This window comes from Vibrio sp. FE10 (assembly GCF_030297155.1).
Taxonomy (GTDB): domain Bacteria; phylum Pseudomonadota; class Gammaproteobacteria; order Enterobacterales; family Vibrionaceae; genus Vibrio; species Vibrio apostichopi.
Genome location: NZ_AP028067.1, coordinates 1,722,226 through 1,747,121 on the forward strand (window position 1 = coordinate 1,722,226; position 24,896 = coordinate 1,747,121).

19 protein-coding genes are annotated in these 24,896 nt (G+C 42.4%); 13 read left to right on the plus strand and 6 right to left on the minus strand.

The window, feature by feature from the left end:
- Positions 1 to 4 precede the first annotated feature (4 nt).
- The 3 genes from QUF19_RS07860 (at position 5) to QUF19_RS07870 (ending at position 3,348) form a co-directional block, all read left to right on the plus strand.
- Entirely contained in the window at positions 5 to 1,561 is a 1,557-nt protein-coding gene (locus QUF19_RS07860) for a TadE/TadG family type IV pilus assembly protein (RefSeq protein WP_286298846.1), read from the plus strand.
- An 8-nt stretch (positions 1,562 to 1,569) separates the two neighbouring features.
- Positions 1,570 to 2,208, plus strand: coding sequence for an OmpA family protein (locus QUF19_RS07865; RefSeq protein WP_286298416.1), 639 nt, complete (start codon positions 1,570 to 1,572; stop codon positions 2,206 to 2,208).
- Positions 2,209 to 2,406: 198 nt separating this feature from the next.
- Positions 2,407 to 3,348, plus strand: a complete 942-nt coding sequence (locus tag QUF19_RS07870) for a sensor domain-containing diguanylate cyclase (protein ID WP_286298419.1) — start codon at positions 2,407 to 2,409, stop codon at positions 3,346 to 3,348.
- Positions 3,349 to 3,426: 78 nt separating this feature from the next.
- Here the strand turns inward: QUF19_RS07870 and QUF19_RS07875 are convergent, their stop codons facing one another.
- The gene (locus tag QUF19_RS07875) at positions 3,427 to 4,686 is read right to left on the minus strand and encodes an adenylosuccinate synthase (RefSeq protein WP_286298422.1); all 1,260 of its coding nucleotides are present in this window, start codon (positions 4,684 to 4,686) and stop codon (positions 3,427 to 3,429) included.
- A 214-nt stretch (positions 4,687 to 4,900) separates the two neighbouring features.
- Between QUF19_RS07875 and QUF19_RS07880 the strand changes: the two genes are divergently transcribed.
- The 4 genes from QUF19_RS07880 (at position 4,901) to QUF19_RS07895 (ending at position 9,780) form a co-directional block, all read left to right on the plus strand.
- A complete protein-coding gene (locus QUF19_RS07880; protein WP_286298425.1) occupies positions 4,901 to 5,812 on the plus strand; it encodes a LysR family transcriptional regulator in 912 nt (303 codons plus the stop codon).
- A gap of 282 nt (positions 5,813 to 6,094) precedes the next feature.
- Complete coding sequence (gene dmeF, locus QUF19_RS07885) at positions 6,095 to 7,078, plus strand: CDF family Co(II)/Ni(II) efflux transporter DmeF (RefSeq protein ID WP_286298428.1); 984 nt, start codon at positions 6,095 to 6,097, stop codon at positions 7,076 to 7,078.
- Positions 7,056 to 7,472, plus strand: coding sequence for a MarR family winged helix-turn-helix transcriptional regulator (locus QUF19_RS07890; RefSeq protein WP_017059185.1), 417 nt, complete (start codon positions 7,056 to 7,058; stop codon positions 7,470 to 7,472). Before dmeF ends, QUF19_RS07890 begins: the two co-directional genes overlap by 23 nt.
- Positions 7,473 to 8,055: 583 nt before the next feature.
- Entirely contained in the window at positions 8,056 to 9,780 is a 1,725-nt protein-coding gene (locus tag QUF19_RS07895) for a methyl-accepting chemotaxis protein (RefSeq protein ID WP_286298847.1), read from the plus strand.
- Between the two features lie 255 nt (positions 9,781 to 10,035).
- Here QUF19_RS07895 and QUF19_RS07900 read toward each other — a convergent pair whose 3' ends face one another.
- The 4 genes from QUF19_RS07900 to QUF19_RS07915 form a co-directional block, all read right to left on the minus strand.
- Positions 10,036 to 10,275: a PAS factor family protein gene (locus QUF19_RS07900; protein WP_135458504.1), complete on the minus strand. Its 240-nt coding sequence runs from the start codon at positions 10,273 to 10,275 to the stop codon at positions 10,036 to 10,038.
- Positions 10,276 to 10,387: 112 nt separating this feature from the next.
- Positions 10,388 to 11,032 (minus strand): HAD family hydrolase, encoded by a 645-nt coding sequence (locus QUF19_RS07905; RefSeq protein ID WP_286298437.1) that lies wholly within the window; start codon positions 11,030 to 11,032, stop codon positions 10,388 to 10,390.
- Positions 11,033 to 11,052: 20 nt separating this feature from the next.
- Complete coding sequence (locus QUF19_RS07910) at positions 11,053 to 12,138, minus strand: class I mannose-6-phosphate isomerase (RefSeq protein WP_286298439.1); 1,086 nt, start codon at positions 12,136 to 12,138, stop codon at positions 11,053 to 11,055.
- Between the two features lie 2 nt (positions 12,139 to 12,140).
- On the minus strand, positions 12,141 to 13,595 hold the full coding sequence (locus QUF19_RS07915; protein WP_286298440.1) for a mannitol dehydrogenase family protein: 1,455 nt from the start codon (positions 13,593 to 13,595) through the stop codon (positions 12,141 to 12,143).
- 223 nt (positions 13,596 to 13,818) lie between these two features.
- Between QUF19_RS07915 and QUF19_RS07920 the strand changes: the two genes are divergently transcribed.
- From QUF19_RS07920 to QUF19_RS07935, 4 genes are all read left to right on the plus strand, one after another.
- Positions 13,819 to 15,591: a sodium:solute symporter family transporter gene (locus tag QUF19_RS07920; protein ID WP_017075019.1), complete on the plus strand. Its 1,773-nt coding sequence runs from the start codon at positions 13,819 to 13,821 to the stop codon at positions 15,589 to 15,591.
- Between the two features lie 66 nt (positions 15,592 to 15,657).
- A complete protein-coding gene (gene uxuA, locus QUF19_RS07925; RefSeq protein ID WP_286298448.1) occupies positions 15,658 to 16,839 on the plus strand; it encodes a mannonate dehydratase in 1,182 nt (393 codons plus the stop codon).
- 142 nt (positions 16,840 to 16,981) lie between these two features.
- A complete protein-coding gene (locus QUF19_RS07930) occupies positions 16,982 to 17,524 on the plus strand; it encodes an acyltransferase (RefSeq protein WP_286298450.1) in 543 nt (180 codons plus the stop codon).
- An 11-nt stretch (positions 17,525 to 17,535) separates the two neighbouring features.
- Complete coding sequence (locus QUF19_RS07935; RefSeq protein ID WP_286298453.1) at positions 17,536 to 19,815, plus strand: heparinase II/III domain-containing protein; 2,280 nt, start codon at positions 17,536 to 17,538, stop codon at positions 19,813 to 19,815.
- Positions 19,816 to 19,851: 36 nt separating this feature from the next.
- Here QUF19_RS07935 and QUF19_RS07940 read toward each other — a convergent pair whose 3' ends face one another.
- Positions 19,852 to 20,610, minus strand: a complete 759-nt coding sequence (locus QUF19_RS07940) for an FCD domain-containing protein (protein WP_017075015.1) — start codon at positions 20,608 to 20,610, stop codon at positions 19,852 to 19,854.
- Between the two features lie 414 nt (positions 20,611 to 21,024).
- Between QUF19_RS07940 and QUF19_RS07945 the strand changes: the two genes are divergently transcribed.
- Positions 21,025 to 22,032: a DHH family phosphoesterase gene (locus QUF19_RS07945; RefSeq protein WP_286298457.1), complete on the plus strand. Its 1,008-nt coding sequence runs from the start codon at positions 21,025 to 21,027 to the stop codon at positions 22,030 to 22,032.
- 479 nt (positions 22,033 to 22,511) lie between these two features.
- On the plus strand, positions 22,512 to 24,701 hold the full coding sequence (locus QUF19_RS07950; protein WP_286298459.1) for an immunoglobulin-like domain-containing protein: 2,190 nt from the start codon (positions 22,512 to 22,514) through the stop codon (positions 24,699 to 24,701).
- Positions 24,702 to 24,896: the final 195 nt, after the last annotated feature.

Here is a 24,896-nt window from a genome sequence, read left to right on the forward strand (position 1 = left end):
GAAAATGCAGCACGATCGTTATATCAATCGCCAGCATCTCAGTCTCCACAGACAGCAAGGGGTTGCCGCGGTGTGGATGGGCTTATTGCTTGTTCCAATCATGGGCATGACCTTTTGGGCGGTTGAAGGCACACGTTATGTACAAGAGACCAGTCGATTACGAGATTCAGCAGAGGCCGCTGCCATAGCGGTGACGATTGAAGATCAACCGGATCAGGCTCGTGGGTTAGCGACCAAGTATGTCGAAAACTACGTGCGAGACATCAAATCAACCAACCTCTCAGCAGACCGATTTCACCAAGCGGAAGACGAGGGCACTGGGGTTCTGGAATACATCCAATACACAGTGAATGCCAAGACGACACATGACTCTTGGTTCGCGAGTAGCTTTATCCCTTCGTTTGACCAGCAGCAAGACTTAGCGGGACGCTCGTTAGCGAGGAAGTACCCTGTTTATCTTGGTGACAACAACATCGATATAGTTTTTGTGTCGGACTTTTCCGGTTCAATGAACGACAGATGGGGCTCAAGTCGACACATAAAAATCGACGATCTAAAGACAGCCATCGATGAAATATCCAGCAAAATTCTTTGCACATCGATTAAACAGGACTATGTCGATGGAGAGTGGAAATACGTTTGTGACGAACCGGGAGAAGATACAACCGGAGACAGGCTGCTTAACCGAGTTGGCTTTGTGCCTTTTAACGTCCGAACGAGGGAAATCGTCTCGGGTAATAAAGCTAATGCGACCAGCCAGCTGAGCTACAAAGATAACTATAAAACGAACGTATCACCTTATTCCTACAACGATGTTAACTGGGATTACTGGCGCACGTATACCCAGAATCAGGTGCTTAATTGCGCTAGTTGGCAGTCATATTGTTCAAATCCAAAATCGGATAATCAAAAGTACGCCAAACGGATAAGGGATGTCATCAATGCAGATCGATACGCCGTTGCTGATGTCTACAACTACGTTGATTTTCCGAGTTCGGTATCGACGATGTTTACTGACAAGTCGGGGTTACAGCCTGATTTCTATGATGTGAGTGGAACTCGTCTATTTAACGCGCATGGTTCTTCAAACTCATCACAGTTTTCCAACATTCGCCTATCGAACAAGCTCTCAGACTTGAACCCGATTAACTCGATGTGGGCAGACGGTGGTACTGCAGCTTTTCAAGGTATTTTGAGAGGTTCTCAGGTGCTCCATGACGGTGACCCGAACAGTTCCGACCAAGAAGAACAGCAAGTCTACAACAAGAAAATCAAGATGCTGCTGATCTTAAGTGACGGGCAGGAGAGCCCTGATAACGGCATCCTCAGAGGGTTAGTCGACAGAGGCATGTGTGACAAAGCAAGAGAGGAAATACCAGGCTTATACATAGGTGTCATTGGTATTGATTTTCGAGCATCCCAGCAGAGTGGTTTTCAAGACTGCGTTGTCGACCCAAATGAAGACATCATCGATGTATCTAACCTAGATGAATTGATTGAAAAGATAGAAGAACTCATCCGTAAAGGCTCAAAAACAAGCGGAATCACTAAGTTGTACTAGAGGAAAATATGAAAAAGTTAATGATCAGTTCAATCGTTATATCGACATTGCAATTTAGTTTTATCGCTCATGCAGAAGAAGGTATCAGCGTTTATTGCAACACTGCGTTCAGTGAATATCAACACAATGTTACGGTTGATGATGTCGTCGGCATTGCACAGCACAGACAGGGCTTTTTACAAATAGAGCAGCCGTCTGGCAGTAGTGAGCTAAAACAGGCGTTAGCTAGTCAATCCAATCTAGGTATGAACCAGTTAGGATGTAAGACTTGGATCAGTAACCAAGAGCGCCAAGGGTTGTTGGCACGTCTTCATTTTGGTTTTGACCAACACAACTTAACGCCGATGGGCAGCCAAGCTTTGAGCCAACTAGCAAGCGAGTTAAAGACTAACGGTAGTGCGATTACGGTGGATGGCCACACTGATAGCACTGGCGAAGCAGGTTACAACCAAGCATTGGGGCTACAAAGAGCACTGACTACGTCGGACGGTTTAATCGCGGATGGTGTCGAGAAAAATCGTCTTGTGACTCGTTCGTTTGGTGAGAGTAAGCCTATTGCCTCCAACGCAACTTCAGAGGGTAGAGCCAGTAATCGACGCTCGGAAATCTGGGCCTCTTCGAACGATGTCACTGAATTAGAAAATTAAGATGCACTCAAAGGCATCTGCTTGCTAGCCAATACGGTACTGCCGATAGAATAAGTGGTAGGGCTTGGTTGTTGCTTAATGCTTAGTGCTTAGTGCTCAGCAATAACCGCCCTAAATTATTGCTCTTGGAATTTTTGTTACAACGTATACTAATGAATATTCAATTAAGTTTAACTATCTAATACTAAAGAAATATTAATGCTTTTTGATAAGATCTCTTCTGAAGGGATGCAAAGAAATATCGATGTCGATACTTGGATATCTATATTGGATAACATACGAGACATAATGGATGCATCGAATGCAGGCATCATCATGATCTCTGATTTGAGTTGCTCTGGTTCTGAGAGTGTGTGGAGCTCCTCAAACGTATCGTGCAACCAGCACAAGAGCAGGATTAGCTGTTTTTGTGAATATGTGCATAACGAAAATCGCACGGTTTATTTGAGTGGTCACGCTGGTGGAGAATCCGTTTCGGCAAAGGGAGCGGATGCCTATAAGTCTTTTTGCGGCGTCCCGGTAAGAGATATCGATGACGAAGTGTTTGCGGTGCTCTTGGTGTTTGATTTAAGCCCAACAACGTATACAGAAAGCCAAGTTAACTTGATTGAAAACATATCGACTCTATTGCGTTCTGAAATCTTATTAAAAGAAGAGAGCCGGATTTTATACAAAAATAGTCATTTTGATATCATGACTACGCTCCTTAATCGAAGGGGCTTTTTCCATGAATTCAACAAAGCAAACATCAGCGATGGCGAGATCGTTTGTTTGTATTTCGATTTAGATAATTTGAAATACATCAATGATACCTATGGTCACTTCAAAGGTGATGACTATATCTCTGGTTTTGCGTCATGCATAAAAAACAATTCAAAGTACAACATCATATCGGCTAGAGTCGGTGGTGATGAGTTTATCGTTGTCATACATTCAGAAGAGGCTGGCTATGCTTCTGAGTTGGTTAGTAAAATTCACGCTGAATTTGATGATTTCATTGAAGGCTTTCGTTGCGATGATGAGGTTTCCCTCGGCTTTTCATATGGTTTTGGTACGGCGGATTCTCGAAGTTTCAATATCATTAATCTAATCAAGTCGTCCGATGAAAACATGTACCTCAACAAGAAGAACAAGATTTAGCTGTTCGTGACAGGCGTAAAAAGCCCACTAGTGTGGGCTTGGATGTAGATGTAGATGTAGATGGTTTAGCTTTCTAAACTAAGATCGAATGATCATTTGCTCGCGCTCAGGACCTACCGATACCATTACAATTGGCACACCCATCAATTCTTCGATACGAGTTACGTAATCTTGTGCTGCTTGAGGAAGGCTCTCAAAGGTACGGCAGCCAGTGATGTCTTCATTCCAGCCAGCCATATCTTCATACACAGGCTTTAGTTCAGCTGTTTGTGGCCAAATTGGGTTCTCAGTGTGTTCACCTGAGTAAGCCGTACAAATCTTAAGTTCAGATAAACCAGACAGACAGTCAATCTTAGTCAGTGCGATTTCAGTCGCGGCTTGCAGGTCAACACCGTTGCGAGTTGCTACCGCGTCGAAGTAACCCATATCACGCGGACGACCCGTTGTTGCACCGTATTCGTTAGAGCTTTCGCGGAAGCTGTCTTGTTCTTCCATTGCAGTCACAAGGGTGCCAGTACCAACAGACGAGCTGAACGATTTAGCAACAGCAATAATGCGTTCAGGGCGAAGGGCAGGTAAGCCACTACCGATACCTGCGTAAGCTGCAGTTACATTAGAAGAGGTCGTCCAAGGGTATTCACCGTAGACAAGGTCACGGCCTGCACCAAGTTGAGCTTCAAACAGTAGGTTCGCGTCTTGTGATTGCAGTGCTTTAAGCGGCTCAGTCACGTTGCAAATGAATGGGCGCCAAGCTTTAGTCACTTCAAGTAGCCACTCTGTCATTTCAGAAGCAGTCTGAGTGAAATCACATTGAGGGTATAGAGCCTTCAGTTGAGGCATCTTCCAATCAAGTAGGAATTGAATGCGCTGCTCTAAGATCTCAGGCTGATTCAACCAACCCACAAGAATACCTTTCTTCATCACACGGTCGCCGTACGCTGGCGCAATGCCTTGTCGTGTTGAACCGTAAGCGCCGTCACCCAAACGCTCTTCTTCAAGCGTATCTTCAAGGGCGTGTAAAGGCAGACACAGTGTCGCGCGGTCTGAAATCACCATTTTAACTTTGATACCAGCCGCTTGTACTTCTGCAATCTCTTGAGTTAGCGCAGCAGCGCTGATCACCATGCCAGGGCCAAGAACCGCTGTACAATCAGGATTAAAAATACCACTTGGTAGTTGGTGCAGTTTGAACGTACCGAAGTCGTTTACTACGGTATGGCCAGCATTGTTTCCGCCTTGAAAGCGAATGCTAGCAGAAGCTTGGTCTGCTAAAAAATCAACGATACGGCCTTTGCCTTCGTCGCCCCAGTTTGCGCCTACAACAACAATAGATGGCATAATTTTTCTCCTGACTGATTGAGAAATTATGTTAGTCCTGCAAAGTGGATAAGAGAAATTAATTATCTTTATTATCTTGATAAGGATTTCATATATCCTTAAAGTCTTAACCCATAAGCGAGATTCCCTATCACGTTCGTTCCTCACTGTAGGGAATGACGATGTAGGTGCATCCCTCACTTTAGAGGATGATGTAAGTGACAAGAAAGAGGACATGATGCTTGATATCAATTTGTTGAAAACGTTTGTGACGCTAGCGGAATACAAGCATTTCGGGAAAGCGGCAAACGCACTGCATATGACACAGCCCAATGTGAGCTTGCATCTAAAGCAGTTAGAACAACAAACACGCATAAAGTTGATAGAGCGAAGCCCGTTTCAACTGACTCAAGCTGGCGAAAGGCTATTAGAGACAAGCCAAAGAACGTTACTCGAACTGCAGATTTGCCAGGCCGATCTAAATGCGATTAACGACCTTAAAATAGGGACGTTAACCATCGCTGTGAGTGACATCATTTCTCGATTCTTGCTGATTCGTCCCTTCCAGAAATTCAAAGCGGAATATCCGGGTATCGACCTAACTTTGCTGAATACCACGTCATCTCAGGCATCGAGTTTAGTTAAGAATGCTCAGGCGGATCTTGGCTTCGTTATTGCCAAAGAACAACACAATGAGTCACTCTATTTCACCAAGCTGCAAGAGCTCTCATGGTGTGCACTTGGTAATGGTTTGGATATCCAAAGCGCAAATAATTCGATAGAAAGCGAGTCTGAAGATGAAGGTGTCGATACAGAACTCACCTTAATCCTACTAGGTCATGATACGAGAACCCGTGACTTCATCGATGAAGGTTTACCAAGTTTGAATCTACCCAATCATAGGGTCATGGAAGTAGGGAGTGTAGACGCTCAAATTGACTGGGCAGAAGCAGGTTTTGGGGTGGCAATCATTCCTGAGTTTGCAATATCAACCAAGCAGCACCTGAAATCGAAGGTGACACCATTAATCAATTTCTCAAGCACAAGTCTTGGTTATATTGTTAGGCAGAATCAAGTGTTGTCTAAAGCGACCAAGCAGTTATTGGGTTGGGTAAATGATGAGATTACTCTGTTGCAAAACCAATAACGCCATCTGATCTATCTAAGCCCACCTCGTGTGGGCTTTTTTGTGTCTGCAAAGCGCAGCTGTTTCTCCCCCCAATAGGCTATCGAGCTAATTAGAGCTCCCCATCCATTATTACTCATCCAAATCAGAGCCTTAAAATTCATCGTTGACAATGTTTGATAATCAAACTAAATTCCATTTATTGATTTGATAGTCAAACTACTTGTTAGTCAAAGCACTTTTTTGAGCAAGATCGATAAGTAACGACTCCTAACATTGAACATACGAGCTAAGGACGCCATTTTGAGTTTTCCAACACGTCATCAACACAATTTCTCTTCACACAATCAACAAGGTGAAAAGCGTACTTTCTACGTTCTCTTGTTAACTATTATCACCATGGTTGTCGAGATCGTGGCCGGTACGATTTACGGTTCTATGGCGTTACTTTCCGATGGTTGGCACATGGGAACGCATGCTGCAGCGTTTGGTATCACCTTGTTTGCCTACCGTTATGCGAAGAAGCATGCCGACAGTGAACGTTTCTCTTTCGGTACTGGCAAAGTCAGTGTGCTAGGGGGCTACACCAGCGCGATTGCATTGGGTATTGTGGCGTTGTTGATGCTGGTGGAGTCAGTACATCGCTTGTTTAACCCACAAGCGATTCAGTTTAACGAAGCGATTATCGTTGCGTGTATTGGTTTGACGGTGAATGTTGTGAGTATGTTTTTGCTAGGGAATCATCATCATGACCACGGACACGATCATGGACACTCTCATTCCGAACATAAGGGACATAGCCATCAACATGGTGAGCATCAAGAACACGCAGAGCACAAAGGACATCATCACGATCACAACTTACGAGCGGCTTACATGCACGTCTTGGCCGATACATTGACGTCTCTGCTGGCGATCGTGGCACTGTTGTTTGGTAAGTTTTACGGTTGGAACTGGTTAGATGCAGCTATGGGCATGGTTGGCGCTGTGGTGATTGCGAAATGGACCATGAACCTAATGAAGCAGACAAGTCCAATCTTGCTCGATCAGAATATCGACGATGAGTACCGTAACGGCATAACTCAAGCTTTAGCGCCTTATGCGGCCGTAACCGACTTACACATGTGGAAGGTGAGCGGGCATCACTACTCAGCGGCGATTACTCTTGAATCAAACAGTGATAAAAGCGTCTCTGAATATAAACAAATGCTCGCCAAGTTTGATAAGATTAACCATCTTACTCTTGAAGTGCACTCAAACAGCCATGCGAAATATAGAACAGCTTAATCAAATACTGACTGAGTTCTACGATAAAATGTCTTCGTGGGAGCAATCTGTTGTCAAAGAAACGGGTTACTCCTTAGCGCAAGTACATACCATCGAAGTGCTTGGTATGCATGGTGCGTTAAGAATGAAAGAACTGGCAGAGAAGCTTGGCATTACTACTGGCACGCTCACCGTTCAAATTGAAAAGTTAGTTAAGGCAGAGTTGATTGAGCGCCATGAACACCCAACGGATCGTCGTGCGATTGTAGTGGCCTTGACCGATGAAGGTCAGAAGATCCATGTTCACCACAACCAACTTCACTTGAACCTAGTTAATGAACTAACGCAAGACATCGAAGAAGATGAGAAAGCCGTATTGTTGAAATGCCTGACTAAGATGGTTAAAGCGTTTTAGTTTTAGTAGAAAGCTGAATCAACAATCAACAATCAACAATCACTAATCACTAATCACCGGTCACGAATGCAGACAAATGGATCGTACTCGAATAGAGACGTTCCATTTTTTATAAATCTAGGTATTGAACCTCATTCCGGCTCATCTGATGAGCCAAAATACTGTCATTGGCGATATAAAGGCCAATGAAACGCTAAAGCCTTTCAATTCAAAACCTTGTGTGGCCTACTGTGCGAGGTATACTTGCCCCGTCAAATACCCGTCTCCCAAATTTATAACGCAACGGATGTACATGTAATAAATTTGTGTTATTGATAAATTTAACTTTAATGAAAGGTCTCATTCGCGGTTTAAATGCAATTGAGAACAGTACGGCTGGTGGTCTTCATTGCCTCTTGTTTCGTGCTCATTATTGGGACAAAAACGATAAAAATAACGAGATAACACGAGTTAGTTAGCATGAGCTAATTAGAACGAGTTACATACCACACTTAGATACCTATATTTAGTTTAGTAAAGACGAGTCGCATATATGAATATAAAGAAAAAGCTCTATTCATTGGGAATGTTTTCCATTTTCGGCATGATTTCATTGCTGTTTACCACCTCACAATTCGCAGACACCACCGCTCAAATGAGCGAAGCCAAACAAATAACCAAAGAACTCGAAGTGCGATTGCTCAACCTTCGCCGAAACGAGAAAGACTTCTTGCTGCGCAGTGATTTGAAATACCTCGATAAGTTCGATGTTAACTACAACAAATTCCTAGCGTCTGAATCAGAACTTAACGCCGTGCTGAACGATTTGGGTCTAGCGAACAGCACACACTTGCGTGAAGATATTGAAACGTACCACACAAGCTTTGTTAACCTAGTAAAGGCCAGTGAAGTGTATGGATTAGCACGAGACAAAGGTTTACTTGGCCAATTTCATGAAGAGTTAGACAGCATCAGTGCAACAGTCAACGCTGAGCAAAAAGTTGAGCTGTACCTGTTTAATGACCTGATTGAAAAGGGCACATTCGACCCGAGTGTGCTTTCTATTACCTCGAGTGCGGGCAGTTCAAGTTCGCTTTTAGATGCTGCAAAGCAAGTCGTCGCGCAGAAACGTGTGATTGGCATGAAGCATAATGAAGGCCTGTTAGGGCAAGCTCGATCAGGTTCTCATGCGATTGAAACTCAATTCAAAGAGTTCTCAGCTGTGTTAGAGCGAGAAACCCAACAAGAGATGGATAAACTGTCGCTGATCAACAACATCCTTTGCGTCACGTTACTTGTGTCGATCATTTTGTTCAGCTGGTTAATCGTCCGTTCTATCATTGGTAAGATTGAGTCATTACTCTCGGTAATCCGCAACATTGTCGATTCTAACGATGTGTCTATTCGTTCACACCTAGACGGTAAAGACGAACTGAGCACGCTAGGCCAATACTTCAACCAATTACTTGATCAACTTGAAGGGCTTATCGCGGCATCGCAATCTAAGTCACTTCAACTGACGCAAAGCACATCGAACATGCATGATGAGCTTGAATCAGTCATCAAGCAGTTTGAAGTGCAAGCGAACCACACCTCGACCATGACCACATCGGTACAAGAAATGGTGTTAACGATTGGCGAGATCTCAGAAAGCACATCGGTTGCCGCTGAAGGTGTACACCAAGCGAAAGTGAATGCCGATAAAGGCCGTGAAGTGGTGGTAGACACCATCAGTAACATTACTCAGTTGTCTGAGCGTCTTTCAAGCAGCCAAGACTCAATTAGCTCGCTGAACCATCATGTTGATCAAATCGGTGATGCAGTAAACATCATCCAAGGCATTGCAGAGCAAACCAACTTGCTGGCATTGAATGCAGCGATTGAAGCAGCGCGTGCAGGCGAACAAGGCCGAGGCTTTGCTGTTGTTGCGGATGAAGTTCGAGCTCTTGCAAGTAGAACGCATCAATCGACCACTGAAATCACCAGCGTTGTAACAGCAATACAGAGTCAAATGAATGCTTCAATGACCGAGATTGGCGAATGTAATCAGCAAGGTCAGCTGACACTTAAAGATTCTGAAGAGCTAGATGCTAGCTTGCAGCTTATCTTAAGCGATATGGAAAGCATTCAAGGCAATTCAGAACGTATTGCATCAGCAATTGAAGAACAGGGTGCTGTGATGGCGCAAGTGAGTGACTCAATCACCGAGCTAAACACCATCTCAAGTGACAACAACGCATCAGCTCAACACTGTTTAGTTGAAGTTGATAAGGTCGCAGAGCAAGCTCATGACATGGATAAAGCCGTGGCGCAGTTCAAGACGTCGTAATTGAAAATGATATGAAAAGCGCTTAATGACAGGGAAACCGAGATTTAAGTGGGATGGAAACAAAGGCGCAGATAATCTGCGCCTTTTTGTATTTGAGTGCCTTGGATATGATTTGCCTTGTCAAAAAAAGACCCTGCTCGGGGGAGAGCAGGGTCGTTTGGTTCAAGAACGCTTGTTACTGTTACTGTTACTGTTACTGTTACTGTTACTGTTACTGTAACTATTACTGTTACTGTAACTATTACTGTCGCGTTGTTATTTACTTCGGCCTTCCAACACTTCGAGTGCAAGATCGACCGCTTTGTCGATGTTGTCGCATCCGGCTAACTTACCTGAACTTATCGGGCCCAAAACGTTAGCGTATAACGAGATCTGCTTATTAAATGGCAGGCTCAACTGCTCATATAATCGCTGTCTAATCTCGGCATGCTGCTCAGGAGCGTGTGCAGCAAGGCTTTTTAAAGTGTCATAAACAAGAGTGGTGGTAGTGTTCATATGGCGCTTTATCTTTGAGTGGGGGATTTCTATTTTAATATCATTTGGGTACAAATTGCTGTGATATATGTCATACAATAAGTCAAATAAACTTAGGGTGAGAATTTTGGCCTTAACTGACAAGTGAGAAATCATCAATGATTTTTAACGCACCTGAAAAATCATTGTTTATGTTGAAAGAATGTTGAAATGCAATGACTTCACAACCACTAGCTAAACCAGCCTGAAGTCCTGGAGCCGAGTCTTCAAAGATAATGGCTTTATCTGCGGTTACATTTAATCTAGATAGCGCCAACAAATAAGCTTCTGGATCTGGCTTGTGCATTGAAACATGCTCTTTAGCGATGACAAGATCAAACAAGTGCTCAAGTTTACAATCTTTCAGTATTTGGTTAGCCATCCACTGTTGCGCAGAAGTTACAACCGCACATTGCTTCCCAGAAGATTTTAGTTGCTGTAGAAGGTTAACAACACCTTTATTGATAGATAATCTTTGTGAAAGGAGTAATTGATAATGTTCCTTAAATTTATCGTTAAACTCTTGTACATCTGGCTCAATCCCTCCAATTTTGAAAAAATACTGAACGACATTTTCCCATTTCATACCCATGACATGCTGATAAATGCAGTAGTCAACGATGGAACCATAATCTTTACAAGTCAACGCTAATGCTTGACCTTTGAGCGGCTCGGAGTTTACTAATGTTCCATCCATATCAAAGATAAAGGCGTCGTAATAAAGGCTTATTGTTTCCATTTCAATACGTTAACTCATGATTAATTTGTTAATGGTGGGTAGCATTCAATAATCTCGACGCCATCGTCTGTTTCTATCGTGATATTTTCAATGCCAGCCGGACAGAAAAATTTATCGTACTTATTGAGTACTAAAATTTCTTCGTCTAATTTTATCGTGCAACTGCCAGCAGTAATAACACCGACATAAAAGTCGCTCTCAGATTTGGTGATGCTGCTAATGACTTTTGTGCGACAAACTCGATATCTGTCGGTTGTTTTGTCATCAATGAGAGACTCTTTTACCGAGCCGTCAGCATAAGTTGTCAATAGTTGAGGTGTCTTTTTGTTCTGAGTTGTCACCGCTTCAACCGACTTCTCTGAATAGTCAAAAACATCAAGGCAAAAGTCCAAATCTCGCTTCATGTAGCGAGCTTCTTCAGGAAGTGTGTAACCGGCTCTCTCAAACTCAAATCGAACAGCCCAGTCCGATGGTTCCATTATCTCAATCATTAGAATGCCTTCGCCAATCGCGTGAGGCATTCCTCCTGGAATAAAGTAACACTCACCAGGAGAGACTTTGATTTTTTCGAAGCAAGTTTTCAGTCGGTTAATGTCTTGTTCAACAATGATCTCTTTCAACGTTTCTTTAGTCGGAGGCGTCTGAAATCCGAGATAAATATAAGGATCATCAATTTCTTCACGAACTTGTAATATATAGTAGGCTTCAGCCTTACCTGAATTTGAATCTAGGTGCTTTTGGGCAAACTCTCTGGTTGGGTGTGCTTGGAAATGTAAGCGAATTGAAGAGTCTAGAAACTTAATCAAAACCATAGGGTTAGGACCGAATCTACTGAAGTGCTCTTTACCTAAAAAATACTCAGGATCTAGATCTAATAATTCGGAGAAATCGAGTGAGTGATCGCCGATAATCGCAGTTGATTGACCTTCACTGATGGTTTCTCGACCTGGATTAACAGCTTTAGTGACCGATGCAATCCAGTCTTCAGGAAAATGGGAGTCGACCGGAACGCTTTCGTTATTAATTTGGTCTAAAACCTTACCCCCACTGTAAGAGCGCCAAACGCGGTTTTGACCAAATCGAATCAACTTATTTTTGTATTCCATGCCTAGCCCTTTAAGTTCAGTGTTTTTGTTAAGTTATGTAAAGTTTGCATTGCACCAACCTCTTGAATACGTTCGAAAAGGTCGACTATCTTATTTACGAATTCGGCATCTGCAAGAATGCCTGATTCAAAAATGCTATCAATACTTAATAAAGAAACGACAGCTTCACGAGGCGTTTTACTTTCTTGTTTGATTTGCTTGAACACGCCAGCCATTGGGTCATGAACCTCGATAGCATCGCCGTTGTCATCCGTGCCAATCACATAAGCCATCCACCCTGCAATGACCAACTCTAACCAAGTCGTTTGAACAGCATTTTCACGGTTATATTTGAGAGATTCACAAAATCGTGGTGGTAATTTCTGACTTCCGTCCATTGCTATCTGAGAGGTAAGATGCTTCAAATTTGGGTTAGAGAAACGTTCAATCAGCGAATCTGCGTAAGCTGCAATGTCAGTTTCCTTTGGTAACGACAATGAAGGCGCTTGCTCATTCATCATGAAGTCTAGAATCACCTTCTTAAAATATGGGTCTGAAATCGCTTCTGACACATACTTATAACCACTCAAGTATCCCAAGTAAGCAAGAAGTGAGTGACTACCATTTAGCATGCGTAGCTTCATCTCTTCAAAAGGTACGACATCATCGACAAATTGCGCACCCACTTCATCCCAATTTGGTCGACCAATTACAAACTTATCTTCTATTACCCATTGTCGAAAAGGTTCACAAGCGATGGCACATGGATCCGAGTAGCCGATAGCTGTTTCTATATAAGATAAGCTTTCTTTACTCGCCGCTGGAACTATACGGTCAACCATAGTGTTTGGGAATGTGACATTAGCCTCTATCCAAGAATACAACTCCAAGTCGACCAATTTTGCAAAACTAAGAATAGCCGACTTCGCTACTTCTCCATTGTTTTGAATATTGTCGCAAGACAATACGGTGAACGCATTAATATTCCTTTCTTTTCTGAGTCTTAAACCTTCAACGATATAACCGATGGCGGATATTGGACGAGAAGGTGAGTCGAGATCGAGCTGGATAAGACGGTTGTTAACATCAAGACAACCAGTACTTGGTTCAATGCAATAGCCTTTTTCTGTGATAGTCATTGAGACTATACGAATGTTTGGATTCGCAATTTTTTCGATGATAGTCGACTGACCGTCTAGATCTGGATGTAAGGATTGAGTGATTGCCTTTGATATTTTTATTTGTTCGCTTGTCGCACCTCTCTCCAAAACAGTGTAGCAATGACCTTGCTCTCTTAACTGCTGAATAAGCGATTGTGAACCAAATAAGTTAACGGAACAGATCGTCCAGTTAGACTTTTTATTGTCTAACAATTCGCTTGTATATAGAGCTTGATGAGCTCGATGAAAAGCCCCTAATCCAATATGAACAATTCTCTGCTCTTCTTTTAAGTGTTGATTTAAAACATTTTTATTCATATTCCTGCACTCTTGCTCCAATTTTTTAAATCAGACGGCTATAAAAATTACCATTAGAGAGTAACATTCATTTGTATTATTTAAACAGCATATCATCAGAGATTTATTTTTTTGTGAGAGGCGTCAACCAATTGGTAGACCAATTTTGACAGCCAATATCTAGGGGCGATATAAAAGAAAGCGAAAGGTGTTTAGTTTTTAAATATCACGGTTAGGGCTCATTATGAATATCGATATACTTATAGTTATAGGCTACTTCGTTTTCCTCCTCGGAGTAGGTTGGATGTTTCGATCAGCAACGTCATCGACAAGTGATTACTTTAGGGGGGGAGGCAAAATGTTGTGGTGGATGGTTGGGTCCACAGCATTTCTTCAAGCACTGAGTGCTATGACGTTTACTGGCGTAATGGGAAAAGCTCTTGATGTTGGCTTATCCATATCTGTTATCTTTTTTGCGAATGCTCTCGGTTACTTTTGTAACTACTTATTCTTTGCTGCAAGAGCTCGACAAATGCGAGTTATCAGCCCAATCCAAGGCATTCGCAAACGTTTTGGTCCTGTTAGTGAGCAAGTTGTAACGTGGGCGACAGTACCGTCGAGTGTACTTCAGGCTGCCCTATGGCTGAATGCATTAGCGATCTTTGCAAGTGCGGTATTTAATATCCCAATTGAAACAACGATAGTTGCTGCAGGTATGGTTGTACTTCTTATGTCTTTGGTCGGCGGAAGTTGGGCTGTAGTTGCGTCAGACTTTATACAGATGATCATCATTACTGTTGTTACCTTCATAGCGACAATCGTAGCGATATACAAATCTGGTGGTGTAACACCAATCCTAGAAGCGGGTTTGCCTGATCAAGGTTTTGTTGGAGAAGGGTATAGCTATACCTATTTATTTGTTGGCTGGTTTATCTGTATTTTCATCAAACAGTTCTTCAGTACAAACAATATGATTGATTCTTACCGCTATATTGCAGCAAAAGATACTAATAATGCACGTAAAGCGGCAATCCTGGCGTGTTGTCTAATGGCGTTTGGGCCTTTCATTTGGTTCCTTCCTGCTTGGTATGTAAGCGGAAATTACCCAGATATGTCTACATGGGGCCTCGATGTTCTAGGCAAAGATATTTCTAATGCCACCTATTTTGTCTTCGTTCGTAACGAGATGCCGGTTGGGATGGTTGGCTTGATGATGTCAGCTATGTTTGCTGCAACCATGTCGTCAATGGACTCAGCATTAAATAGAAATGCCGGCATATTCATTAAAAACGTTTATGAACCTTATATGGCAAAAGACAAATCAGATAAATCGATCTTGTTTGCAAGTAAAGTTTCTACCGTGGTATTCGGCTTGTTGATTATTGTTTGTGGCTTGTTCATGAGCAAACTGCAAGATTTTGGTCTATTTGATGCACTTATGATGGTGAGTACTCTTGTCGCGTTCCCTGTGCTTATTCCTTCACTGCTTTGTTTCTTTATCAAGAAGACTCCAGATTGGTCATGTTGGGCAACCATTGCAGTAGGCGCTTGTGTTTCAGCCGTTATTGCTTCAACAAATGCACCAATGATCGAAAGCCTGTTTAATTTATCTGAACCATTGTCTAGTCGTGAATTCGCTGAAATGAAATCGATAACCATGGGCGTAACAGGGCACATTATTATCACAGGTGGTTTCTTCTTGCTGACTCAACTTTTCTATAAAGAGCCAACAGGTAAGCGTGCTGAAGAAATCGCAGAGTTCTTTAGTAATGCAGAAACTCCAGTAATTGTCGAAGATTCGCCTCAAAGCTTCGAAGCTGATAGACAACAGTACATTTTACTTGGTCGAGTGTTATTGGCGACAAGTGCCGCGCTTCTTCTATTAACGCTGATACCAAACCCTATGTGGGGAAGAATGTTATTTGTATTAATGGCAGCGATTGTCGGGTTTATATCTTGGCTATTACTACGAGCTGGTAAGTTAAATGATGTAAAACTAAAAGCTTACACTGTCTAATTAAATAAAATATCAGATGAAGCCTTAATAAGGCTTCATCAAAAAATTAATAATAGGTAATAACTTATGAAGCAAACTTGGCGATGGTATGGTCCAAATGATATTGTAACGCTTAATGATATTCGTCAGGCTGGGGCAACAGGAATCGTAACGGCATTACATCATATTAAGAATGGTGACATATGGCCTAAAGAAGAAATACTAAAACGTAAAAAGTTAATAGAAGAAAATTCACTTACATGGGAAGTTGTCGAAAGTATCCCTGTTCATGAAGATATCAAGACTCAAGCTGGAAACTTCATTCAATGGATAGAGCACTATAAGCAATCTATTATCAATTTATCTGAATGCGGAGTTGATACAGTTTGCTATAACTTTATGCCAGTTCTTGATTGGACGAGAACAGATTTAGAGTATGTACTCCCAGATGGCTCAAAAGCATTAAGGTTTGACCATATTGACTTTGCTGTTTTTGAGCTATGCATACTAGAACGAGAAGGTGCACATGAAGAGTATTCAAAAGCAGACATTGCACTTGCTCGAACTCGTTTTTCTAACATGCCTGATGACAAAATTGCACAGCTAACATCGAATATCATTGCTGGTCTACCTGGTGCGGAAGAAGGCTATACTCTTCAGCAGTTTAGAGAGCAATTGGATCAGTACCAACACATTGATGGTAATAAGTTACGTGAACATTTAGTTTACTTCCTAAACGAAATCACCCCAGTGTGTGAAGAATATGGCGTGAAGTTGGCGATTCACCCTGATGATCCACCACGCCCAATTCTTGGTTTACCGCGAGTGGTATCTACGATTGAAGATATCGAATTCTTGGCGCATCGTGTACCGAGCAAAATGAACGGTATTACTATGTGTACCGGGTCTTATGGTGTGCGAGACGATAACGATCTTGTGAAGATGATTGAAACTTTTGGTGATCGAATTTATTTCACGCATCTACGTTCAACAAAGCGCGAAGAAGAACCCGGCAACTTCCATGAAGCAGCTCATCTCAATGGTGATGTTGATATGTATGAAGTGATATTTGCACTTCTTAAAGAAGAAAATCGTCGTACTAATAATGGACAAAGTGATTTAATTCCAATGCGGCCTGATCATGGTCACCAAATTATTGACGACTTAAATAAAAAAACAAACCCAGGGTATTCTTGCATAGGCCGTTTAAAAGGCTTAGCTGAGATTCGCGGTGTCGAGTATGCATTGACTCGGTCTCATTTTAATTAATGTATTTTCAATTCGATATTGGTTTTCAAAATTAAGCTAACCCAGGAATATTATCGGCTTAGCTTATTTAGTGTCAGTGAAAATATTGATAATCAATGAGGGAAGTCGTTACTGTTACTTCCCTTTATTTATAGGTGATGATGTGTCAGTTCAACAAAAATTTGGCGGTGAACTTTCGGATGAGGAATTTAGAAAATTCACCCTATATACAACACAAAGTAATAATAAACATGATGACGAGTCGAGAGCTAAAATCTTAGGCTTCACCAACAATAATGTTCGAGTTGCTCCAGGAGCTATCGTTCGCATTGGTGAAAACCAAATCGGAACACGAAGTTATATAGGCCTATACAGTTACATCAATGGTGATGTGGAGGTTGGTGAAGACGTTTTGGTAGGGCCACATGTTTCTGTCGTTGCGTCTAATCATGTATTTGACCCGACTACAGAGAGCTTTAGTGGTCGTAGTGATTTGGAAAGCGGAAAGGTCACAATCGAAAAGGGTGTTTGGTTGACATCTGGTGTTGTTGTCACTCCAGGAGTGAGCATCGGAAAATGTTCACTGATTTGTGCTAATTCGGTAGTGACATCCAATGTGCCCCCATATTCGATTTTTGCAGGGACCCCAGCGAAGCAAATTGGTCATATTGATGCAGACACAGGGCGTTATCATTGGTCGAAATAGAGGAGTAACACATGCTACAACTAGAAAGAACGCATGATTTCCAAGTTTTTTTGTCGCCTTGTAACGAAATTTCCTCAGTCAATCCCCCAAGTTTCAATTGGCCTCAAGGAGAGTATGGTTCTGCGTATAACATCGAACTTGAAGACAAAGACGGTGAGCAAAAATGGGATTGGAAATCGGTGCAGTCTCCTTTACAACCGACATTTCAGTTACCTCAAGGCAGCTATCGCTGGAGGGTGACTTGCCTTAACACTCTAGCGAAATCTGATTGGATTGTTTTTGAAATCACGACGGAGTCAGAAGACTACTTGGCACCGGACGCTATGTCATTATTCTCACTGTGTGCTAATAAAGACCAGTTTATGATGTATCTCGATGAAGATATTGACGCAGTCAGCAATACTTCATTAAGTGCAAGAGACAAGTTACGCAATAGTGTTGAACTCACCGATATCGACGAGATTTTATATTCTAATCATTATCGCCGTGGTAATGAAGAAGGGAAGCGTACAGCTATCGCTAACGTAAGACGTTGGATTGATCGCGATCTTATCGCACTAACATTACTATATAAGGTGTGGGGTGATGAGGAGGCAGGACATAAGGCATGCCAAATTTTATTGCGCTTATCCGAGTGGAGCCCTGAAGGCCCGGCGTCACTGTTAAGGCCTTGCACGTGGGGAGATGAAATTGGCCTGTCAATGACGCGAAATTTGTATCTTGCCTATCATTGGTTGTCTCCATTGTTGACGACCGACGAATGTTCATTCGTCAGGCCGCTCTTAATTCGATATGCCTATCAAATGGAAGAGCGCTTAGAGCAAGATAAGTTTAAACAGTACCCGGGACATTCACATACATCGCGTTTGCCTGCTTACTTAGGCGTTGCTGCCCTTGTGTTACACAAAGAGTTTGAAATTAAAACTTGTGAACGTTGGCTTAATTACGCCTTAATGATTTACCGAGGTGTGTTGCCTTTCTATGGCGGAAAAGATGGCAGTTGGGTTGAGGGGCCTTTTTATTCTTCTTCCTATACCAAGTGGCACCATCCGTTTTTCTTGTCGGTTGAGCGTTTAAGTGGCTTTTCTTTCTATAATCACCCGTTTTATAAGAATTACGTTAAGTTTGCTTTGGACTTTGTGGCGAATAACGATCGAATTCATCCCTTTGGTGATGGCTTCTGGTGTAAGAGAGAAGGTAAAGAGTGGCCTGGTTTCTTTGCGCAAAATCCACTCAGAATATATGCACCACGGTATGGTTGTACGAAGTCGATATTAGAGTCCAAGAAGTTAGAGTCCAATATTGAGACTTACAAGCTCCATTTATTAGATATAGTACCGACGTATCCGCAGTTACGATTTGAAAAATCGGGTCAACATTCAACCGTTTCTAATACGTTAATGACTTCAAATGAGGCTCTTGCTTCTGACGAGACTGCTCATTGTGTGAACCCTGAGTCGAACAACATTTACTATTCATACGCGGGGTTAGGTAAAACTACCCACAGTAAAATGTCGGTGTACTACCGAGCAAGTAAGTTTGGCAATAGTTCTCATCGCCATGCTGATCAAGGGAATGTTGCATTAGTCGATGATGGCGTTAATGTTCTTACTCCGAGTGGCAGCTATGGCTATAGGTTTGGTAGCAAACATCATAGTTTATGGACTCGAACGACGCAGGCGCATAATTTACCCTTATTTGGTGGTGTCAATTTAGACGATAACGTTACCAACGCGACTGAAGGTCAGAAGATAGATTGCGCAACAGCTCAAGCAACAGTAATCACTCGAATTGATAGCAATGAGTTTCAATGTGTCGTTCTAGATCTCGCGAATGCTTATGAGAGTTGTGAGTCGTTTGTGCGAACAATAATACAAGTTGCAGATAACGGGGTCGTTATTGTCGACAACATTAGGCTATCTGAACCCAAATCGATGCAATGGCGAGCCCATACCCCGCTCGAAGTTGTTATTAAGGGGGGGAGTGTTGATTTGCACCATGAACAAGAAACTTATTATCTTGGAATGATGAGTGATCCTTCTTGTGCAGTTAAGTTAACAAGTGAAATTGATGACGGTGATGGTTTCAAAGGGAATGTTGAATCTGACGCTCAGAAAGATATTAAACATCTAGAATGGTTCATACAAGAACAGCAGCAACATCAAGTGGTTATGAGTTGCTTAAAACAACCAATAGATTACGTGTTAACTGACGAAAATACTTTGATACTTGCCCATGCGGGCCAGTCTTTTAAGCTCAATGTAGAAACTGGTGAGGAGATCACTCAGTAAAAATCAGGTGACATAAGTATTTATGTCACCTATTTTCTAAAGATTGTCTTTTGATGTCGCGATAGCGGGAATGGAGTTAAACAGATAACCATCAAAATTAGGGTCGGTAAAATCAGAAAGCTCTAAAAGCCTAATCTTCACATGTTCTAGATGTTGCCACATCGCTTGCTTGGCTTCGATTGGGTTTTTGCGTCTCATCGCTAGCAAAATAGCAGCGTGATCATCTAACCACTCTTTCCTATAGTCTTGGATCTCGATATGTGTATGCAGTGTCTTCCACATAGGGCTAGACTCACGACGTTCCCACGATTCCTTTAGAATATCGACCAGCACAGAATTCTGTGTCGCTTCAGCAATACACTGATGGAACATTCTGTCACCAACCGGATTCTGGACATTATTTTCAATTTCGCGGCGCTCAATTTCTAGAGCTTCACGCATTTTTTCGATATCAGCAGGGGTCGCTTGTGTTGCAGCAAACTCAGCAATACTGCTTTCCAATAACTGTCTTGCTTGAAGCATTTCAAAAGGACCTACATCTTCATTTTGTGCCACTGTTGATGTAGTCGGTAAGTTAACGATGTACACTCCCGAGCCTTTCTTTACTTCAACGAGTCCCTCAAGTTCCAGCATGATGATTGCTTCTCTAACCACAGCTCTGCTCACGGATAGACGCTCAGCAATATCTCGCTCGGGCGGTAAACGACTTCCAATCGGGTAAAGACCATCAGATAGTTCTTTTCTCAAGATAAGACCGAGGGTTTGATAAGGGCGTTTGGGTTCGAAGTTGATCATGGAAATGCAGTGTACCTTTGGATCTGTGGTTTGAATTGAAAGTTTTCGCTAACTCGAAAGTCATTGTAAACGCTTATAAATGTCAATTCGAGTAAAAACCTAACTAATCCAGCTCTCATTGTATCAAAGCGTAACGGTTCGTTGTGGTCACTTTTATGTACATGAACAAAAGGTTATCAACTTCGATATTAAACTTTCAAAAGCCATACAAGTAACGCGCTCATAGTTTTGAAGTGAGATTAAGCGTGTTGCGTATAATCTTGAGTTTTTGATCAATAGCACAAGCCGTGAATAACCGCTATGTTCAATAGAGTTATATCACCTAACAAGTTGATATTGATAATAAACAACGGTGCTTGTAAAAATACAGATATAAACTTCAAGCCTAATCTGATTGAGAGCAAAAGGAACAACATGCACTACGACGTATTCAATGGAGATGCAGACGGCATCATCGCTTTACTGCAACTGCGCTTAAATGAGCCGAAAGAAAGTGTGCTGATCACTGGTGTAAAGCGTGATATCAAATTGGTCTCTCAAGTGGCCTCTGAACTCGCTGAGCAGGGCGATCAAGCGGATGTTGCGTCTGTTACGGTCCTAGATGTATCGATGGAGAAGAACCTTCCGGCTTTACACTCGTTACTTGAGGCCAACGTTGAAGTGTTCTATTGCGACCACCATCGCACAGGCGATATACCTCAGTCTAAGCATCTTGAGACTCTAGTTAATACGGCACCTGAATGTTGCACCAGTTTGTTGATAAATCAGAAGTTAAAGGGTGAGTATGTTGCGTGGGCCATTGCTGCTGCCTTTGGTGATAATTTAAAAGCGGTAGCTTCACAATTAGCGTTAGAAAATGGCTTTGACCAATCCCAAACTGATTTCTTGGAAGAGCTGGGTACTCTAGTCAATTACAACGGCTACGGCTCGTCACTGAATGATTTACACTTTACTCCAATCAAGCTTTACCATGCTCTCTACCAATATCCGAATCCGTTCGCTCTCCTAGATGATAAAGACTCAGTTTTCTATCGTCTTCGTACAGCTTATCAAAATGACAACCAACACTTATCAAACCTAGTACCTATATATGAGAGTGAAGTCGCGCGTGTGTTTGAATTGCCAAGTGAGACTTGGGCAAGGCGCATTAGTGGTGTCTTTGGCAATGAAATCGTTAATCAAGACCCACACCGTGCACAAGCGGTGTTAACTAAAAACCAAGATGGCGAATCTTATACTGTGAGTTTGAGAGCGCCGTTATCAAATAGAATCGGTGCAGACGAAATTTGTTCTAGTTTTGATACGGGTGGTGGAAGAAAAGCAGCAGCGGGTATCAATCAACTCAATGAAGAAAACAAAGTGAATTTTATTTCGTCAATTGAGATTTATTATTCATCTTTGGGAAAATGTATCGATAGTTAACTCTCGATCTGACAACTGAAAATATAATAATTGTCACCTACATCTTTGGTTGTTCGTGTGCACATCTAGCATACGTACAGCTAATAGACCTAATCAATTTTCGTGATGTCACTCGCAATGATAAATCTCCGTTAGGCCAGTAAATACGAGGGTTTCTAGACCTTTTACTCTTATTCTCAGCCCAGCGTGTCCACTTTGCTATTTTTACATATTCATCTTAATTACCCGAGTGAATTAAGATTCTAGATCTATTTGTCTTGTCAATGGTTCATCCCGATAAATCAATGTTTTAGCATTTTAATTTGAATGAAAAGTCAAAATCATATTGATTCTTATATTCAATCTGTGACTTAAAATCACAAGTTAAATCAAAGGTCATCTTTTCTTATAAATTCCATTACTTGTCTATAAATATTCATGGCTAAAATGAATTGATTCGGTTGTGATGGGCACAGCTGTTGAGTAAGGGAATGGAATTGATGTTGAAACGTAAAGCTCTGCAATTAGCAGTATCGGTCGGAATGGCCGCAATGTCTGGCGCTGTTTATGCGAATGGTTCAGACATGACGAATCCAGATTCTGGTGTCGTAGTCGGTTATTGGCACAACTGGTGTGATGGTGGTGGTTACCAAGGTGGCAATGCGCCATGTGTGACATTGGATGAAGTGAACCCAATGTACAACATCGTGAATGTGTCGTTCATGAAAGTGTACGATGTGGCGGATGGTCGAATCCCAACTTTTAAACTGGACCCAACCATTGGGCTGTCAGAACAACAATTTATTGACCAAATCTCAGAACTTAACAAGCAAGGTCGTTCTGTCCTGTTAGCGCTAGGTGGTGCAGATGCACACGTAGAATTAGAAACAGGTGATGAAAGAGCCTTTGCTGATGAGATTATTCGTCTGACTGAGCGTTACGGTTTTGATGGTCTGGATATCGATCTGGAGCAAGCAGCGGTGACCGCAGCCAACAACCAAACTGTCATTCCTGATGCGTTAAAACTGGTGAAAGACCATTACCGTACTGAAGGTAAAAACTTCCTTATTACCATGGCACCTGAGTTTCCTTACCTGACGTCTGGTGGTAAATACGTACCTTACATCGACAATCTAGAAGGTTACTACGACTGGATTAACCCTCAGTTTTACAACCAAGGTGGCGATGGTATCTGGGTTGATGGTGTCGGTTGGATTGCTCAAAATAATGATGAATTGAAAGAAGAGTTCATCTACTACATCTCTGATTCTCTAATCAACGGTACTCGTGGCTTCCACAAGATCCTACACGACAAGCTCGTGTTTGGTATCCCTTCAAGCATTGATGCCGCTGCGACGGGTTTCGTTCAAGATCCTCAAGACTTATACGACGCGTTCGAGACCTTAACGACTCAAGGGCAACCTCTGCGCGGTGTGATGACTTGGTCTATCAACTGGGACATGGGCACTAATAAGAACGGCCAGCAATACAACGAACAGTTCATCAAAGATTACGGCCCGTTTGTCCATGGACAAGTGACACCACCACCGGTTGAAGGCGAGCCAGTACTGAAAGGTGTTGAAAATACGCGTGTGCTTCATGGGACTACATTTGACCCAATGGAAGGCGTAACAGCAACAGACAAAGAAGACGGCGATTTAACGTCTTCAATCGATGTTGATGGATATGTTGAAACAGCGGTAATCGGCACTTATGTTCTGACTTACCGAGTGAAAGACAGCGACGATAACGAAACCACCAAAGCAAGAACAGTAGAAGTTTACAGCCAAAAACCAGTCTTCGATGGCGTATCTGATGCAACAGTAATACTTGGTACTGCATTCGACCCAATGGCTGGTGTAACGGCGAATGATGCAGAAGATGGTGACCTAACCAGTTCTATTACACACACTGGCAGTGTCGATGTGAATGAAATAGGCAACTACTCGCTTGTTTATAGTGTGACAGACAGTGCTCATCAAACCGTCACTGCCGAACGTAAAGTGTCTGTGACTGACGGCTCTAACTGTGCAGCAGCATGGGATGCCGACACAGTTTATGTTGAAGGCGATCAAGTATCACATGATGGCTCAACATGGGGAGCTGGCTGGTACACTCGTGGCGAAGAGCCGGGAACGACAGGTGAGTGGGGCGTTTGGAGAAAGGTTTCAGATTCTTCCTGCGGTGGTAACCCTGATCCAGGTGCAGATCCTGAACTTCAAGTTTCGGGCCTTCAGTCTGAATACGCACCTGATAACGGTAATGTCCGCTTGGATCTGACGCTGACGTCAAACGAAGCAATGGATGTGACCGCAATGGTGCTCAACAGTGCAGGTACTGTGGTTGAACAGACTAAAGTCAACCTTGTCGATAGCCAAACAATCACCATCGTTTTAAATGATGTTACCGAAGGGCAATATGCACTTGAAGTGGTTGGTACAGCATCGGATGGCGAAATGGTGATGGTCGACAATACGTTCGCGATTAAAGAGGGCGGCGGTACAACACCACCTCCAGGTGATTACCCTCCGTATGAAGCAGGTACCAACTACGAAGCGGGCGATATTGTTGTGGGCAGTGACAATGGTTTATACGAATGTAAGCCTTGGCCATACACGGCTTGGTGTGCAAGCGCATCTTACGCTCCTGCAGAAAGCCAATACTGGCAAGATGCTTGGACAAAGCTGTAAGTTAAGTTAATTGTGCGTACTAGAAACTAGAAACTAGAAACTAGAAACTAGAAACTAGAAACTAGAAACTAGAAACGTAAACGATCAAAGAGAGGCCATGTGCCTCTCTTTTTTTGTTGTCACACATAATGGCTAAGTCGATAGGGGACTTTGTTTTAGATCAAAATAAGAGTGATTATCAATTGTATTACTTGT